This window comes from Vibrio sp. PNB23_22_6 (assembly GCF_052877535.1).
On record NZ_JBNFXP010000002.1, the window covers coordinates 208,779 to 225,275 of the forward strand.

Below are 16,497 nucleotides of genomic sequence, written 5' to 3' on the forward strand. Positions count from 1 at the left end.
AATTAAAAAAACGTCATGAATAAAATTTACTCTTTCTCTAAATTGGTTGTGATCTGAATCACTAGCAAGGGCAGGATCGACTGCTGTGTTGAGATTTAGATCACTAACTTTGCAATGCTCCCCCCCCTACGCCCTAGCTCCTACTCCTATCAGTGAGGAGATGCAGGAGGATGTTTCTTCACCTAGGGAAATGCACGATGTATGGCAGATGAATTACTACAAGACGTGAGAATTTCTTAATGAAACCTACTCAACAGAAACAATTTGACAAGAAGTCGTTCCAAGAAAGCGTGAAGAAACATCTATCTGTCACTTACGCACATACGATTGAAAATGCAGACAGCCGCGCTTGGTATCTAGCAATGGGGCACGCATTGGCTGAATTCACAACATGCGATTTGTTGGCCACAGAAGAAGATCCTCGCATTAAGAATGCGAAAAGTGTTAACTACCTTTCACTAGAATTCCTTATCGGTCGTTTGACTGGTAACAACCTAATCAGCATGGGCCTTTACGAAGAGATCACTGAAGCAATGGCTGAACTAGGTCACAACCTAACAGACCTTCTAGAAGAAGAGCGTGACCCATCATTGGGTAACGGTGGTCTAGGTCGTCTAGCGGCATGTTTCATGGACTCATGTGCAGCGCAAGAATTCCCAACCGTAGGTTACGGCCTGCACTACGAATACGGTCTGTTTAAGCAGTCGTTCAAAGATGGTCGTCAACAAGAAGCGCCAGACGCATGGCGTGGCGTTGAAGGTTACCCATGGGAAATTGCTCGTCCAGAGCTCGCACAAGAAATCGGCTTCTATGGTCACGTTGAAGTGGTCAACGTGAACGGTAAAGAAGTTCGTAAATGGGTTCCTGGCATGTCTGTAAAAGCAATGCCTTGGGATCTACCTATTGTAGGTTACGAATCAGATACGGTTTACCCTCTACGTCTTTGGGAATGTCAGGCAATTGCACCATTCTCACTAGCTAGCTTTAACAATGGTGATTACTTCGAAGCGCAACACGCGCTGATCGACGCAGGTAACATCACCAAAGTGCTTTACCCGAACGATAACCACGAGAAAGGTAAAACACTGCGTCTAATGCAACAGTACTTCCACTCAGCAGCGTCTGTGCGCGACATCCTACGTCGCCACGAAGCAGCAGGTTACACGCTCGCGGAATTGCCGAAGCAAGAGACTATCCAGCTAAACGATACGCACCCAACGATTGCTATCCCTGAGCTAATGCGCATCCTAGTGGACGAGAAAGGTCTTACTTGGGAAGCGGCTTGGGAAATCAGCTCTCACACGTTCGCGTACACCAACCACACGCTACTACCAGAAGCGCTAGAGACATGGCCAGAGTCGCTAATCCAGCGTCTACTTCCACGTCATATGGAAATCATTTTTGAAATCAACCACCGCTTCCTACAAGAAGTTCGATCGATGTGGCCTGGTGACGGTGAGAAGCAAGCTAAGCTCTCTATCATTCAAGAAGGTTTCAACCGCATGGTTCGCATGGCTAACCTATGTGTCATCGGTTCTTACGCGGTAAACGGCGTAGCAGCGCTTCACTCTGAGTTGGTTAAGAAAGACCTATTCCCAGAGTTCCACGAGATGTACCCAACTCGTCTACATAATGTAACGAATGGTATTACGCCTCGTCGTTGGTTGAAGTTCTGTAACCCAGGCCTTTCTAAGCTAATCACAGAGAAAGTGGGTTCAGAATGGCCAGCGAAACTAGAGCAACTTGAAGGTATTGCTCAGTACGCTACTGACGCGAAATTCCAAAAAGAATTCATGGCAGTGAAGAAAGAGAACAAAGAGCGCCTCGCGAATTGGGTGAAAGAGAACATGGGTATCGAACTCGATACGAATGCTATCTTCGACGTTCAAATCAAGCGTCTGCACGAGTACAAGCGTCAGCATCTCGATCTGCTACACATTCTATCTCTATACCACCGCATCCTAAACGAGCCTAGTTTTGAATGTGAGCCACGCGTATGTTTCTTCGCAGCGAAAGCAGCACCAGGTTACCACCTAGCGAAAGAAATTATGTTCGCAGTGAACAAGGTTGCCGATAAGATCAACAACGATCCTCGCATCGGTAACAAGCTTAAAGTGGTATTTATCCCTGATTACCGCGTGAGCATGGCCGAGATCATCATCCCTGCGGCAGATGTTTCACAGCAAATCTCGCTAGCGGGTAAGGAAGCTTCGGGTACAGGTAACATGAAGATGGCTCTTAACGGTGCACTAACTATCGGTACGATGGATGGCGCGAACGTTGAGATTCGTGAAGAGGTGGGTGATGAAAACATCTATATCTTCGGTCTTGATGTTGAAGGCGTGAAAGCGGTTAAAGCAGCTGGCTACAACCCTTACGACTACTACAATGCTGACCACTTACTGAAAGCGTCTCTAGACCTACTAACAGGTGAAGAGTTCACGCCAGGTCAACCAGGTCTACTACGTGCAACGTACGACAGTTTACTTGATGGTGGTGACCCATACCTATGTCTTGCTGACTTCGCATCTTATGTAAAAGCGCATGAAGAAATGGGCAAACAATACAAAGACCAAGCAGGTTGGGCTAAGAAAGCCATTCTTAACACTGCCCTAGTTGGTAAGTTCACATCAGACCGCTCAATCCGAGATTATGTGAACAACATCTGGAAACTTGAAACAGTAAAGCGTTAACAAAGCCCAGTTAAGACCAAGGTAGCCGAGCGCTACCTTTGGCATTTTTAAATAATTATCGATAAAAAATGACCCTACATGGAAGGTGTTGGTATTACCTTCGGAGAAAGCGATGAAAGAACAAACAGCATTAAAGAAAGTCGCAGACATGGCGCGATTGGCTGATAGCTACGTCAGCGCGTGGGGAGACGAGGCAAAAGTTTCTGAAGAAACATTACGCCGTTTGCTCACTTCACTTGGCTACGATACTAGCAGCGACGAGAAGCTACTGGCTTCTGCTGAGAAAAAGCATAAGAAAGACGTACTAGCCCCAGTTCTTGTTTTACGCGACGGCGAGCCAGTCGAAGTGGAACTAAACCTAGGTACGAGTGCTCGCGAGAGTGAATTTAGCTGGCGTTTAGAAACAGAACAAGGAGAGGTACTTGAAGGCTATCTTCAGTCTCAAATTGTTCGTGACGAACGTGCTGAGGGTGGCCCTCTAGTGTTTGCATTGCCAAAGAACTTGGCATGGGGTTACCACAAACTGATCATTATCCGTAAGCGCCGTAAGACGCCTTATGAAATGTCGTTGATCGTCACACCAAAAGCGTGTTTCAAACAAGAAGATCTCAACCAGCATAAAAAGCTATGGGGGCCAAGCATCCAGCTTTACACGCTACGCACTCAGCATAACTGGGGTATCGGTGACTTTGGCGATCTTAAGCAGTTGGTGAGTGACATTGCCTCTCGTGGCGGTGACTTCATTGGTTTGAACCCAATTCACTCGTTGTTCCCTGCGAACCCAGAAGCCGCAAGCCCATACAGCCCATCTTCTCGCTGTTGGCTGAACATCATGTATATCGACGTAAGTTCAGTACCTGAGTTCGCGTTAAGTAAAGAGGCGCAACAGCACGTTGGTAATGCGGATTTCCAACAACGTTTGCAAAAAGCGCGAGAATCACACTGGGTCAACTACACCGAAGTGTCTGAGCTCAAGATGAGCGTTCTACCGCTGCTATTTAGTGAGTTCAAAGCACGCCATCTAGATAAGAACACGGTTCGTGCTCGTGCATTCTTAGAGTTCGTTGAGCTAGGTGGCGAAAGCCTACTTCACCAAGCCGCATTCGATGCGCTACACGGTGAACTGCATGCTCAAGATTCAAGCGTGTGGGGCTGGCCGGTATTCCCTGAGAAATATCGCACATTTAATTCTGTGGAGACTCAGAAATACATTAAAGATAACCAAGACCGTGTTCACTTGTACATGTATTTACAATGGATCGCAGACAGCCAGATCAAAGAAGCGCAAGCACTGGCCAAAGAGAAAGGAATGTCTGTCGGTCTTTACCGCGACCTAGCGGTAGGTGTTGCGGATTCTGGTAGTGAAACTTGGGCGGATGAAGGAAACCTAGTGTTGGATGCGAGCATTGGTGCGCCACCTGATGTTCTTGGCCCTCTAGGCCAAAATTGGGGTCTACCTCCGCTAAATCCACAAGTGCTGCAAGCAACAGGCTACGATGCGTACATCAAGCTGCTACGTGCAAACATGAAGCACTGTGGTGCGCTACGTATTGACCATGTGCTGGGTCTTTTGCGTCTGTGGTGGATTCCAAAAGGCGAGAAGGCGACAGAAGGTGCTTACCTGTACTATCCAGTGGAAGACATGCTAGCAATTTTGGCGCTAGAGTCACACCGTTATCAGTGTTCTGTTATCGGTGAAGATTTAGGTACGGTACCAGATGAAATCGTCGACATTCTTCGTGATGCAGGCGTGCATTCTTACAAAGTCTTCTTCTTCGAAACCTCAAAAGAGGATGGTGGTTTTATTTCACCTAAGCACTATGCTGAACAATCTATGTCGGCACTTTGTACGCACGATATGCCAACTCTACGTGGTTTTTGGCATTGTGATGACCTGAAAATGGGGCGTGAAATTGGCTTGTATCCAGATGAAGAGCAGCTAGAAGATTTGTTTGGCGATCGCCTTAAGTGCAAACAGGGTATTCTAGATAGTGTTCGTTGGCATGGTTACTTACCGGAAGGTATCGGTCATGATGCGCAGTATGTGCCTATGGATTCTTTCTTAAGTGAAGCACTGCAACTGCATGTTGCTGCCGGTGACTCTGCGTTGCTTAGTGTGCAACTTGAAGACTGGCTAGAAATGGACCAACCGGTCAATATTCCTGGTACGGTAGATGAGTATCCAAACTGGCGTCGTAAACTGTCGATGAACCTTGATGAAATATTCAGTCGTGAATACGTAAACCGTATATCTCGACGCCTTACTGAAGTACGCGCGAAAGCAAGTAAATAAGTTGAGAAAGGTGACCTAAGTACCAATGAAATAAATTCCGTCAAGGTATGAAACTATAACCTAGGTCACTCATTAAATCGGCACAATCCGTTAGGATGGAGCACCGTTATTATGCCCGCAACAATAGCGGGCATTTTTGTTTTTTGACGCCGTTTTATTCGAAGTTTGAATAAAGCCATGTCTTTTTTGAATACACAACGTTTGGCTGTGGAAACTCGATGTTCAAAATTTTTATGGAGAATATCGGTGCTAGGGAGAATAAATTGAAAACTAAGGTAAAGAAAAACTACCAACGCGCTTACGAATTACTTGCTGAGGCGGCATACTCAGACCCATTTGCGTCGCTTGGTCCATTCATTGATGACGGTGAAGGCTCGTTACGCGTTTGGATGCCAGGCGCTGACAAAGTTGAGTTGGTGATCAGTGGTGAGCCTCGTGTGGAACTGGATCGTGAAGGCGAAAGTGGGTTTATCCTAAAAGAAAAGCGCGATTTACACCTGACTCACTATCAACTTGCGGTTGATTGGAATGGTGTAGAACAACTCGTTGACGACCCTTACCAGTACCACAACATCTATCAAGAATACGAACACCTGCATACACCAAAAGAGATGTACCGCTACATGGGCTCCCAGTTTGTGACCATCGAGCGCGGTGGTGAAAACATCTCAGGTGTGCGCTTCCTTGTTTATGCGCCTCATGCTTCTGCAATCAGCCTAGTGGGTAGCTTCAACCAGTGGGATGGTCGTCGCCATCCAATGCAGCGTCTGGATTACGGTATCTGGGGCTTGTTTATTCCAGGTTTGGAAGAGGGTGTACAATACAAATTCGAACTCAAAGGTCCAAATGGGGAAGGACTTCCTCATAAACAAGACCCTTGGGGCTTTTACTCAGAGCAATACCCATCGTTCGCATCGATCACTTACGATCACAACCGCTACCAATGGCAAGATGCGAAATGGCAAAACCGAGCGGTGACTCAAAAGCGCGATGAAGCTCTGTCTTTTTACGAACTGCACGTTGGTTCTTGGAAGCGTAATGCAGATGGTGATTTCCTAAACTACCGTGAATTAGCCGCAGAGCTTGTGCCATACCTTGTGGATATGGGCTACACCCACGTTGAGCTTATGCCAGTTTCCGAACACCCGTTCTTTGGCTCTTGGGGTTACCAACCGGTAGGCTTATTTGCACCAACGAGTCGTTATGGTTCTCCAGATGATTTCAAATTCTTTGTGGATGCGTGTCACCAAGCTGGCTTGGGTGTGGTACTGGATTGGGTTCCAGCACACTTCCCATCAGACGATCACGGTTTAGCTAACTTTGATGGCACACCACTGTTCCACGATCCCGATCCTCGTCGCGGCTGGCACCAAGACTGGAACTCGTACATCTACGATTTAGGTCGTGAGCATGTGCGTCGCTTTCTAGTTTCCAACGCGCTGTACTGGTTTGAGCAATTCCATATCGATGGTATCCGTGTGGATGCGGTAGCTTCGATGCTTTATCTTGATTATTCACGCAGCCACGATCAGTGGATCCCGAATGTAGACGGTGGTAATGAGAACTACGACGCGATCGCAACGCTGAAATGGATGAACGAAGAAGTGTACAAGCACTTCCCGAATGCGATGACAATTGCTGAAGAATCTACGGCATTCCCTGGCGTGTCAGCACCTACTTTTATGGGCGGTTTGGGCTTTGGCTTTAAGTGGAACATGGGTTGGATGCATGACAGCCTTTCTTACATCAAAAAAGAACCCGTTCACCGCAAATACCACCATAATACCATCACGTTTCCACTTGTTTATGCACATAGTGAGAACTATGTATTGTCGCTGTCACATGATGAAGTGGTGTATGGCAAAGGCTCCATCCATAACAAGATGCCGGGTGATGAGTGGCAGCAAACCGCAAACCTACGCGCTTACTACGGCCACATGTATGGTCAACCGGGTAAAAAACTGAACTTCATGGGCGCAGAGCTTGGCCAAACCGCCGAATGGAACCATGACGATCAGCTGCAATGGTTCTTGTTGGAGTTCGGTCGCCATAAAGGCGTGCAGACATTGATTCGTGACTTGAACCATTTGTACCGCAATGAAGCAGCGATGCATGATCAAGATTGCTCACCTGCCGGTTTTGAATGGCGTTTACAAGATGAAGCGGATGCGAGCATTTTAGCGCATGAGCGTATCAGTCAAGATGGTGAGCGTGTACTGGTGATCAGCAACTTCACGCCAGTGCCACATGAGCGTTTCCGTTTAGGTGTTCCGATGGAAGGTAAGTATGAGCTTTTACTGAACACCGATGATGCAAAATACGACGGAAGTGGTTTTGAAGTACTGACCAATGTAGTAACGGAAGAAGTGGAAAGCGAGTCACTACCTCAATCGATAGCGCTGCGTTTACCGCCATTATCGACGGTGTTCTACAAGTTGGTTAAGTAAACCTCTGTAGCGAAAAACTAAAAACCCAATATCGAGCCCGTTTTACAATGTAAATCGGGCTTTTTTTGACCAGCTGTTAACGGCCAAAGCTTGTCGATATGAGAGATTCAGGCAATCTTCGCTCCCATTTAAATGTATTACTGGCGGGCTTGGTTAAATATGTTAACCCACCATTATGGGGATGGAAGAGCAGTCGTATGATTTTACCACTAGAGGGGTATCCATCAAGCAGTTCACAAGAATGGGAGCCACTTGCACGCATTTCAAAAAATATTCAACTTGCGGTGATGGCGACAGAAGATCAGAAGTTCCCTCATCATCATGGAGTGGATTTGGACTCTTTATTTAAAGTGATCTCGGGAAGCCGGAGAGAGCACTCCTTCACGCGGAGCGAGTACGATCAGCCGACAAACGGCGAAGAACGTGTTTTGGTTTCCTTCTCATTCTTATGTTCGTAAAGCGTATGAGCTTTACTTCTCGTTACTGATGAAGCTTATGTGGAGCAAAGAACGTATTCTAGAGGTGTTGTGGAGTTCGGCCTTGGTATTTACGGTATTGAAGCGGCAGCGGTGTTCATGCCAGCCACTTATCGAAGTGGCAAGCCGCAAGGCTAGCGGTGGTATTGCCGAATCCATATCGAATCAAAGTGTTCCCCCAAAGTGATTACACTCAACATCGCACCAACTAGGCGCTAGCGTGCAGCTTTGTTGACTCGACGCACTCCAAATCACGCTCAAATAGAACTACGCCCCGATAAAAGCAAAATGTGAAGCGTCACAAGCTTTAGGGCGTAGGCATTTAGAATGATGCGATCAAAAATTAGTCCAAGTATCATTTTAGTGAACAAAACTAATAAATTAGCGCCGCAAACATGCGCAATCAATGGACTGAACGATGAAACTGAATCTGATTACGACTGCCTTATTGCTTGCATCGGCAAGTGCCATCGCCGAGCCAAACATCACCATTTCTACCACGACCAACAGCCGTGATTTCCCACTAAACGCGGAGCAGCCTTTAGTTGTGCCATTAACCAAAGATGGCTACACACTAAAAATCACCGGAGTTGATGGTGACTGTGTTGCGCCTGATGGTCAGAAGGTGAAATTCAACAAGCCGACTGCGCTTAACTGTGGTAAACCCACCGAATTACCGCTGAAAATCCGTTTCACGGGCAATTACTCGTTCGCCTTTGATGAAGAAGCAAAAACGCTGCGCTTTAAACGCGAACCTAAGAAAGCCGATAAGACAGAATTCAAACGCCCAATCCCGCAAGTGAAATGTGAAGTGTACCAAGGTGGTGAAGTGACCATTGCATTGGGTGACAGTTTCCCCAACGGCACTAAGTTGCGTGATGCATACTCAGGTCAGATAGTCGAAGTCCATGATCAACAAGTATCACTAACACCAAGCAAAGATTCTGGTGGTTTGGTGTTACTAGAGACGGTGAAGAAAACCAAACAAGCGGTACCGTTCGACTACCGTAATGCCAACATTTACTTCGTGATGGTGGATCGCTTCAACAATGCGGATACCAGTAACGACGGTAGTTACGGACGCAAGAATGACGGTAAAGATGAAGTGGGTACCTTCCACGGTGGAGACCTTAAGGGGATCATCCAAAAGCTGGATTACATTAAGAGCCTAGGCACAGACGCGATTTGGTTATCGCCAATTGTCGAACAGGTACACGGCTTTGTTGGCGGTGGCGACAGTGGTTCGTTTCCTTTCTACGCATACCACGGCTACTGGACACGCGACTTCACCAAGATTGACGAGAACTTCGGTAACGAAGATGATTTAAAAACGTTGGTGGAAGAGGCGCACAAACGTGGTCTTAAAGTCCTGATGGATGCGGTGATCAACCATACCGGTTACTCAACCTTAGCGGATTTACAGTTCGACGGTATTGAGGTACTCAAGCAACATGCTGAATTGCCTAAGAAATGGGCCGATTGGCAACCGAAAGCTGGCGAGAACTGGCACAGTTACCATCAGAACATTGACTACCAGGGCCCGAACTGGGCGAACTGGTGGGGCGGCGATTGGGTAAGAACTGGCTTACCGGGATATCCTGCGCCGGGCAGCAGCGACATCACCATATCATTAGCGGGTTTGCCAGATTTTATTACCGAATCAGACAAAGCGGTGATACCACCACAATGGCTATTGGATAACCCAGGAACTCGTGTCGAAGCGCGTGATAACTACACCGTAGCGGATTACTTGATTGAGTGGCAAACCGATTGGGTTAAGCGCTTCGGTGTTGATGGCTACCGCGTAGATACAGTGAAACACGTCGAAGGTGATGTGTGGAAACGCCTAAAAGAAGAAGCGTCGAGTAGTCTTGAGCAGTGGCGTAAAGAGAACGGTCAATCGGGTCAGCCATTCTGGATGATGGGTGAGGTGTGGGGGCACACCGCGTACCGTAGCCCGTATTTCGACGACGGTTTTGATGCGTTGATTAACTTCGATATGCAGAAGAAGCTAGATAAAGGCGCGGCGTGTTTTAGCCAAATGGCAGACACCTACCAAAGCTACGCGGATACCATTGCCAACGAGAAAGACTTTAACCCAGTGAGCTATATGTCTTCTCATGATACCGAGCTGTTCTTCTCTCGTTTTAAAGACCACGGTATGCAGCGTAACGCAGCGAATGCACTGCTTCTAAGCCCAGGTGCTGTTCAAGTTTACTACGGTGATGAGGTTGGTCGTAACATTGGTCCTTACGCGGATGATTTCCACCAAGGCACACGCTCTGACATGATATGGAAGCTCTCGGATGACAAGAAAGCCTTGCTGAAACACTGGCAGACACTAGGTCAGTTCCGCAAATCTCATCCAGCAATTGGCGCAGGTCAGCATCAAGTGATCGAACAAGAAGGCGCGTATGTGTTCTCTCGTTCGTTGGGGAGTGACAAAGTTGTGGTCGCGTTTGTCGGCCGGGATAAGTAACGTCGCTTAAACGTTCACATTCAGTTTGAAAAGCTAGTTAATGAGCCTTTCTTTGGTATACCAAGGAAAGGCTTTGTTATTTTTAGATTCTTTATTGCTATAAGCTTTAATGGCGATATATTGAACAGCTTTGAGCCGTTTGAGAACGTTATGGTTCAATTAAAAAAGTATTTAAACAATAAGATAGGTGCTTATTTTCCTGTTTTGGCTAAGTGAAAACTACGTGCTTCAGACATATTTTATATACAATTAAGGGTGAAATTTAACGTGTTTCGGTTTTTATCGTTTTTAGATAAATTCTCCTTATTGCCGTAATAAATATTTATTATCTTTTAAGTGTGATTTAAATCATAAAATAAAATTTCATAATTGAGTGGAAGCCCTGTTCGACGCACGGATTGATTTCGATCATCTTTCTAGCACGTACTTCAAGGGATCATCTATGTGTTCTGTTCCACACATATAGGTGAATTTATGACAAACCCTGTTCAAGCCGAACGCAAAGTGACGATCGGGTGCTATATTGCACTTGCGTTTGCTGTTGTGTTCTTCTCTGGTCTGATGCAATCGAGCGAATGGTACGGTGTATTTGACTTTACAACGCTTAATGGTTCTTTTGGTAAAGTTGCGTACGGCGTAACGGAAGGGGCGGATGGCGCGGTTCAAGCGGCGACGACTTCATTCCGCGGTACTGGCGGTAGTGGTGCACGTGACGGTTTCATTTTTGCTCTTACTTTGATCCCAACCGTTATGTTTGCACTAGGTATGATCAACGTTCTTGAGCACTACGGTGCACTTGAAGCGGCTCGTAAGCTTCTTACACCTCTTCTACGACCTCTAGTGGGTATCCCTGGTAACTCTGGTCTGGCTCTGATTGCTTCACTACAAAGTACCGATGCAGGTGCGGCGATGACGCGTCAGCTAAAAGATGAAGGTCACCTAACTAAGCGCGAAACGGACGTATTCACTATGTTCCAATTCACGGCGGGTGCGACCATTGTTAACTTCTTCTCATCAGGTGCGGTGTTGTTCACGCTGACGATGGCAGATGGTTCTTTAGCAGTAACGTCTTCTATCGGTTTGGCGGTTGTGGTGATGTTCGCATTTAAGATCATCGGCGCGAACCTATTCCGTATCTACCTAAACATCACAGAAGGTAACGAAGACAAACAAGAGCAAAACAAATCAGAGAGCCTAAAAGAGGAGACGGCATAATGGGTGACGTTAAAGCGAAAAAACCAATGGTGACGGATATCTTCGTCGAAGGTGCTAAGAAAGGTTGGGTGATTGCAACGACTTCTACCGTGCCAAACGTATTGATGGCATTTGTGATCATCAAAGCGCTGCAAATCACTGGCGCACTGGATCTGATGGGCACGGTTTTCTCTCCCATCATGGCGGTATTTGGTCTTCCGGGCGAAGCGGCAGCGGTATTGATCGGCGCATGGATGTCGATGGGGGGGGCGGTTGGTGTAGTTATCACACTGTTTGACCAAGGCATCCTGAACGGTACGCACATTGCGATTCTCGCTCCTGCAATTTACCTAATGGGTTCTCAAGTTCAGTACATGGGCCGTATCATGGGTCCTATCGGTACGGAAGGCCGTTATATTCCAGTCATGATTGCAATCTCAGTATTGAACGCATTTGGCGCGATGCTGGTGATGAACTTGTTCGTGTAGGAGTGGGGAATGCAATTTTCTCTAAATGAATATCTTGAAGAGTTGCGTCCGCTAATCAATGTGGACTGCGGTACTTACACCACCGATGGTATCGAGTTTATCGCTTCTCAGTTTGAGGAGAAATACCAAGCAATGTCGGGTTGGAGCGTAAAACGCATCGATTGTGGCAAAGCAGGTATTGGTCTAGAAGTACGAAACAAACCAGAAGTAGAACAAATCGACGTAATGCTGATTGGCCATATGGATACGGTCTTCCCTGTGGGTACGGCTGAACTGCGTCCAATGTCTCAAGACGCAGAGAAAGCGTACGGTCCGGGAGTATCGGACATGAAATCTGGTTTGCTGAATATCGTGTACGCGATGCGCAACTTAGACCAAGCGGTGTTGGATAAGCTGTCTATTGCAATCTGCATGAACCCAGATGAAGAGACGGGCTCTCTGGATTCTGTGGATTGGATTCAATCGGTAGCGAAGAATGCGAGGCATGTTCTGGTAGCAGAAGCGGCACGTGCCGACGGTGGTTTAGTAAAAGCTCGTAAGGGCATGGCGTGTTACAAAATCAGCTTTAATGGTGTTGCTGCTCACGCAGGTAACGAGCCAGAGAATGGCCGCAGCGCAATCACAGAGATGGCGAACTGGATTCTGGCGATCAATGCGATGACCAACTACGAATCTGGTACAACACTCAATGTCGGTGTCGTTTCTGGCGGTAATGGAGCAAACATTGTTCCTGAACAAGCGGAAGCGATTGTTGACGTACGCTTCTGGAGTAATGAAGAGTACGATGATGTCGACAGTAAGCTAAATGGTTTGGTTACGACGCCGTTTGTTGATGGTGTCAGCATCAGTCTAACTCGTGAAGCGTATAAGCCATCCATGATACCTAGCCCACAAACAGACGGTTTGATGGCATTGGTAGAAGAAGCGGCTCAAGAGCTTGCGATTGACATCAAATGGCATGAAGTCGGCGGTGGTTCCGATGCAAACAATACGGCGATCCTTGGCATTCCTACCATAGATGGTTTAGGACCAATCGGTGCTGGTTTCCATAGTGACCAAGAGTATTTGTTGCTTGAGTCTATCGAACCTCGTATCAAAATGCTGATGCGTGTCGTAGAGAAGATTGCCCAATAAGGCATTGTGCTTTAAAACTTGGTTCCAATAACACAATCCCCGGACTTCGGTTTGGGGATTTTTTTATGCTTTCAATATTGTTTCTGGTTATTAATCTTACGTTCAGGTTTCTCTCTTTACACTCTGTGTCACAGTCACAAATATTGGAGGCAACGATGACCACAACCATGTCTGTAAAGTCGGCGCCTAATGACGTCGTCGATGAATCGTTAAATGCGCCAGATGAAAAAACGTTTTGGCGTAAAATGAAAAACTCGGTCAAAAAAGCGAGTGAAGAGGTGGCCGTCATGGGCATCAAATCATGGCTTGCAATGACCGACTCTAGTACTGCTGTGCGTCATAAAGCGATATTAGGTGGGGCGCTGGCGTACTTTGTTCTACCCACCGATATGGTGCCAGATGTGCTTGCTGGAGTGGGGTTCACTGACGATATGGCAGCACTCACTCTCGCGGCAAACTCAGTCGGCAGCGCTATTACTGAACAGCATGAAGAGCAAGCAAGAGAAAAGCTAGGCTCGATGATGGACTAGACCCAACCGCGTCGAAAAACAAAAGCCCCGATGTTTCCATCGGGGCTTGTCTTTGACTGGATAATTGTGCTTGCTAGCTTTGTGCTTCGGCACGTTTCCAGTGCACTTCTTCTTCTGCTACGCCAGCGCTTGGATCGTTAAAGCGAGCTTCATCTAATGCACCTTCTGATTTAGCGACAATGATGGTCACAGCGCTATCACCGGTGATATTGACGGCGGTACGAATCATATCTAGCAGACGGTCAACCCCCATGATCAGTGCGATACCTTCAAGTGGCAGACCAACTTGGTTCAATACCATTGCTAGCATCACTAGACCAACGCCAGGGACACCCGCCGTACCGATAGACGCCAATGTTGCCGTCATGATCACCATCAGGTAATCACCCATCGTTAGATCAATATTAAACGCCTGAGCGATGAACGCTGTTGCAACACCTTGCATAATGGCTGTGCCGTCCATGTTCACTGTCGCACCCAGAGGTACGGTGAAAGACGATACGCGGTTATCAACCCCCATGCGGTACTTTGCTGTTTCCATGGTGACAGGAATGGTCGCGTTTGATGATGCAGTAGAGAAGGCGAACATGATCGCGTCTTCCATCTTGCGCAGGAACTTCATCGGGCTAAGTCCTGTGAAACCTTTTAGCATCAAACTGTAAGTTACCAAACCGTGCAGCAGGAGTGTGCCTGCTAGTACGAGGAAGTACTCTGCTAGGTTCAAAATGGCACCCAATCCAAGGCTAGTAAACAGTTTCGCCATTAGGAAGAATACACCGAAAGGTGCAAGGTGCATTAAGATTGCAACCAGCTTCATGATCACATCATTAAGATCAACGAAGAAAGCGGCAATGCGTTCCCCTGGTTTACCAGCAGTACTGATCGCGATACCGAATAGTACTGCGAATACGATAACTTGCAGGGTTTTACCTTCTGCCATTGCACTGATTGGGTTTGTCGGGAACATGTTAATGATCACCTGACCCAGTGATGGCGCTTCTGCTGATTTGAATGACGTTGCAGCGGTTAGATCAGCCCCTGCTCCTGGTTGGAACAAGCTACCCATCGTTAGAGCAAGGGTAATAGCAACCGCGGTGGTTATTATGTAGAACGCAAGGGTTTTACCGCCCATGCGACCCAAGGTAGTGAGGTCTTTGAGAGAGCTAGTACCACAAACCAGTGAAACAAACACGAGCGGTACGACAAGCATTTTCAAACTGGCAACAAAGATTTGACCACCAACTTCAAATAATCCATTAACAATGTATGCGTCGACAAATCCGTTGTCGGCGAAAAGCGTGCGAATTGCAAATCCGGTCAAGATACCCGCTACCATACCCAATATTACGCGGCTAGTAAGCGACATCGGTTTCTTGGTATTCATGAGAACACTCCTTATAGTTATGCACCTTGAGTTCACTTCAAGGCGGCAAGCAGAGTAGCAGGGGAGGATAAAAATACGAAAGAATAATCGTCTGAATGGTTAGTGAATGTGATCTTCATCACTATAAAGTTTGGGTTTTTAACTGGGCATTAACACTTGTTGTGGTTTAAAGTGCTGGTTTTTTACAATTTCATCGAATATGCAACCGTAGGAAATGTTTTATTACATTTGCAGGTGGGGCTGGATTGAAAGCATCAAAGGGTGTTTTCAGCACCTAGTGCATAACTAGGCGCTGATTATTCAGTTTATTTTTTCAGAGGCGGGCGAGTCTGATCATCGACCGATTTCGCAAAGCTGGCTAATGGTTGAAAGTCTCGTGTCGACCAAATCGATTTTGACTTCAGTGCGTTAGGCAGAGTCGAAAATGCGTTTTCTTGGTCGCCCGCAACAAGCTCAATAGTCATCCATTGATCGATGGGTTGCTGGTTGGTAAAGCGATCATTGAGTGAAAGTGAGTGGGTTGAGCCAGAATAGTTTGGGCTTAATGTGAGTGCTAAATGATAGTCACGGAATCGGACTACCCACTTATCTGGTAAACGTCGTGAGCTGTCCCACCAAGTACCATCAAGTTGCTGAATAAGTTCTTTAGTGATTGATTTAGATTGCGCTTGCAAATCAGAGAGTGCTCGCTGTAACGCACTATCCATCGCCTTTGAAAACGCTTGTTGATCAAGTTCTGGGTTGCTCATCAGCACTTGTTTCGCCAATTTCGCGCCTAGCATATTGGAGTAAAGGTCCTCAGAAGAGAATGCCGAAGCCAGCTCCTTAAAGCCACTCACGGATACCATACCAAACCACTGCGCAATCTCATGCCATTGTGCGAGTTGAAATGCGGTTAAGGCGGCTGCCTGAGCGCTGCGCTCGATTTTCTCTTGCTCACTGAATGGGGTGTTCTGTTCAAACCACCGAATACGTCTGATACGTAGTTCAGCAGGTAAATCCAGATACGCGGCGCGTCCTAAATAATAACGGTTTAGCTGGAATAAATAGTAGGTGTAGTCGGCCGTATCACGAACGTGCGCCGTATCAATAAAACCACCGAGTTCGGTAAAGATAATGCCATTGGCTTCTTCGTTTAGTCCAAGTATGCTAGCAGAGACGGATTCGCTACCATCATTGTAGTGATGAGTGCCCACTTCGCTGCTAGATAAAACATTCTCAAGAGAGAAGAAAGGAACGGGCACGCTTCCTAATTGCGCTTTAAGATCGACACCGAACGCACAGCAAGGTCTGACGCCGACTGGCGCTTTGAGTTCTTGTGCTTGGACGAATCCGGTGCAAAGGCTAAATAGTAATAGTGCTGTTTTTTTCAAACCCCC

Annotated in this window: 10 protein-coding genes and 1 pseudogene; 9 read left to right on the top strand and 2 right to left on the bottom strand. The window is 46.9% G+C overall.

Going from position 1 to position 16,497, the window contains the following annotated elements:
- Positions 1-239: 239 nt before the first annotated feature.
- From ACVA54_RS02680 to ACVA54_RS02720, 9 genes and pseudogenes are all read left to right on the top strand, one after another.
- Positions 240-2,693, top strand: a complete 2,454-nt coding sequence (locus tag ACVA54_RS02680; RefSeq protein ID WP_446649383.1) for a glycogen/starch/alpha-glucan phosphorylase — start codon at positions 240-242, stop codon at positions 2,691-2,693.
- Between the two features lie 112 nt (positions 2,694-2,805).
- A complete protein-coding gene (malQ, locus tag ACVA54_RS02685; protein WP_099079598.1) occupies positions 2,806-4,986 on the top strand; it encodes a 4-alpha-glucanotransferase in 2,181 nt (726 codons plus the stop codon).
- 218 nt (positions 4,987-5,204) lie between these two features.
- Positions 5,205-7,433 (top strand): 1,4-alpha-glucan branching protein GlgB, encoded by a 2,229-nt coding sequence (gene glgB / locus ACVA54_RS02690; protein WP_446649384.1) that lies wholly within the window; start codon positions 5,205-5,207, stop codon positions 7,431-7,433.
- Between the two features lie 98 nt (positions 7,434-7,531).
- Positions 7,532-8,121 (top strand): annotated as a pseudogene (locus ACVA54_RS02695) (transglycosylase domain-containing protein).
- Positions 8,122-8,327: 206 nt separating this feature from the next.
- Positions 8,328-10,388, top strand: coding sequence for an alpha-amylase (locus ACVA54_RS02700; RefSeq protein ID WP_099079600.1), 2,061 nt, complete (start codon positions 8,328-8,330; stop codon positions 10,386-10,388).
- A 474-nt stretch (positions 10,389-10,862) separates the two neighbouring features.
- On the top strand, positions 10,863-11,603 hold the full coding sequence (locus tag ACVA54_RS02705; RefSeq protein ID WP_119464121.1) for a nucleoside recognition domain-containing protein: 741 nt from the start codon (positions 10,863-10,865) through the stop codon (positions 11,601-11,603).
- On the top strand, positions 11,603-12,070 hold the full coding sequence (locus ACVA54_RS02710; RefSeq protein ID WP_005374849.1) for a YjiG family protein: 468 nt from the start codon (positions 11,603-11,605) through the stop codon (positions 12,068-12,070). The genes ACVA54_RS02705 and ACVA54_RS02710 overlap by 1 nt, the downstream gene beginning before the upstream one ends.
- A 9-nt stretch (positions 12,071-12,079) precedes the next feature.
- On the top strand, positions 12,080-13,204 hold the full coding sequence (locus ACVA54_RS02715; RefSeq protein ID WP_446596882.1) for a M20 family metallopeptidase: 1,125 nt from the start codon (positions 12,080-12,082) through the stop codon (positions 13,202-13,204).
- 155 nt (positions 13,205-13,359) lie between these two features.
- The gene (locus ACVA54_RS02720) at positions 13,360-13,734 is read left to right on the top strand and encodes a YkvA family protein (RefSeq protein WP_446649385.1); all 375 of its coding nucleotides are present in this window, start codon (positions 13,360-13,362) and stop codon (positions 13,732-13,734) included.
- A gap of 73 nt (positions 13,735-13,807) precedes the next feature.
- On the opposite strand, the gene ACVA54_RS02725 is transcribed toward ACVA54_RS02720, so the two are convergent.
- Positions 13,808-15,118, bottom strand: coding sequence for a dicarboxylate/amino acid:cation symporter (locus ACVA54_RS02725; RefSeq protein WP_099079604.1), 1,311 nt, complete (start codon positions 15,116-15,118; stop codon positions 13,808-13,810).
- Between the two features lie 305 nt (positions 15,119-15,423).
- Positions 15,424-16,491 (bottom strand): DUF4056 domain-containing protein, encoded by a 1,068-nt coding sequence (locus ACVA54_RS02730; RefSeq protein ID WP_119464119.1) that lies wholly within the window; start codon positions 16,489-16,491, stop codon positions 15,424-15,426.
- Between the last annotated feature and the right edge of the window lie 6 nt (positions 16,492-16,497).

Bases quoted from the DNA above. Each gene is read 5' to 3' on its own strand.
- ACVA54_RS02725 (WP_099079604.1), bottom strand. From the start codon at position 15,118: ATGAATACCAAGAAACCGATGTCGCTTACTAGCCGCGTAATATTGGGT.
- ACVA54_RS02700 (WP_099079600.1), top strand. From the start codon at position 8,328: ATGAAACTGAATCTGATTACGACTGCCTTATTGCTTGCATCGGCAAGT.
- ACVA54_RS02720 (WP_446649385.1), top strand. From the start codon at position 13,360: ATGACCACAACCATGTCTGTAAAGTCGGCGCCTAATGACGTCGTCGAT.
- ACVA54_RS02715 (WP_446596882.1), top strand. From the start codon at position 12,080: ATGCAATTTTCTCTAAATGAATATCTTGAAGAGTTGCGTCCGCTAATC.
- ACVA54_RS02705 (WP_119464121.1), top strand. From the start codon at position 10,863: ATGACAAACCCTGTTCAAGCCGAACGCAAAGTGACGATCGGGTGCTAT.
- malQ (WP_099079598.1), top strand. From the start codon at position 2,806: ATGAAAGAACAAACAGCATTAAAGAAAGTCGCAGACATGGCGCGATTG.
- ACVA54_RS02710 (WP_005374849.1), top strand. From the start codon at position 11,603: ATGGGTGACGTTAAAGCGAAAAAACCAATGGTGACGGATATCTTCGTC.
- glgB (WP_446649384.1), top strand. From the start codon at position 5,205: ATGTTCAAAATTTTTATGGAGAATATCGGTGCTAGGGAGAATAAATTG.
- ACVA54_RS02680 (WP_446649383.1), top strand. From the start codon at position 240: ATGAAACCTACTCAACAGAAACAATTTGACAAGAAGTCGTTCCAAGAA.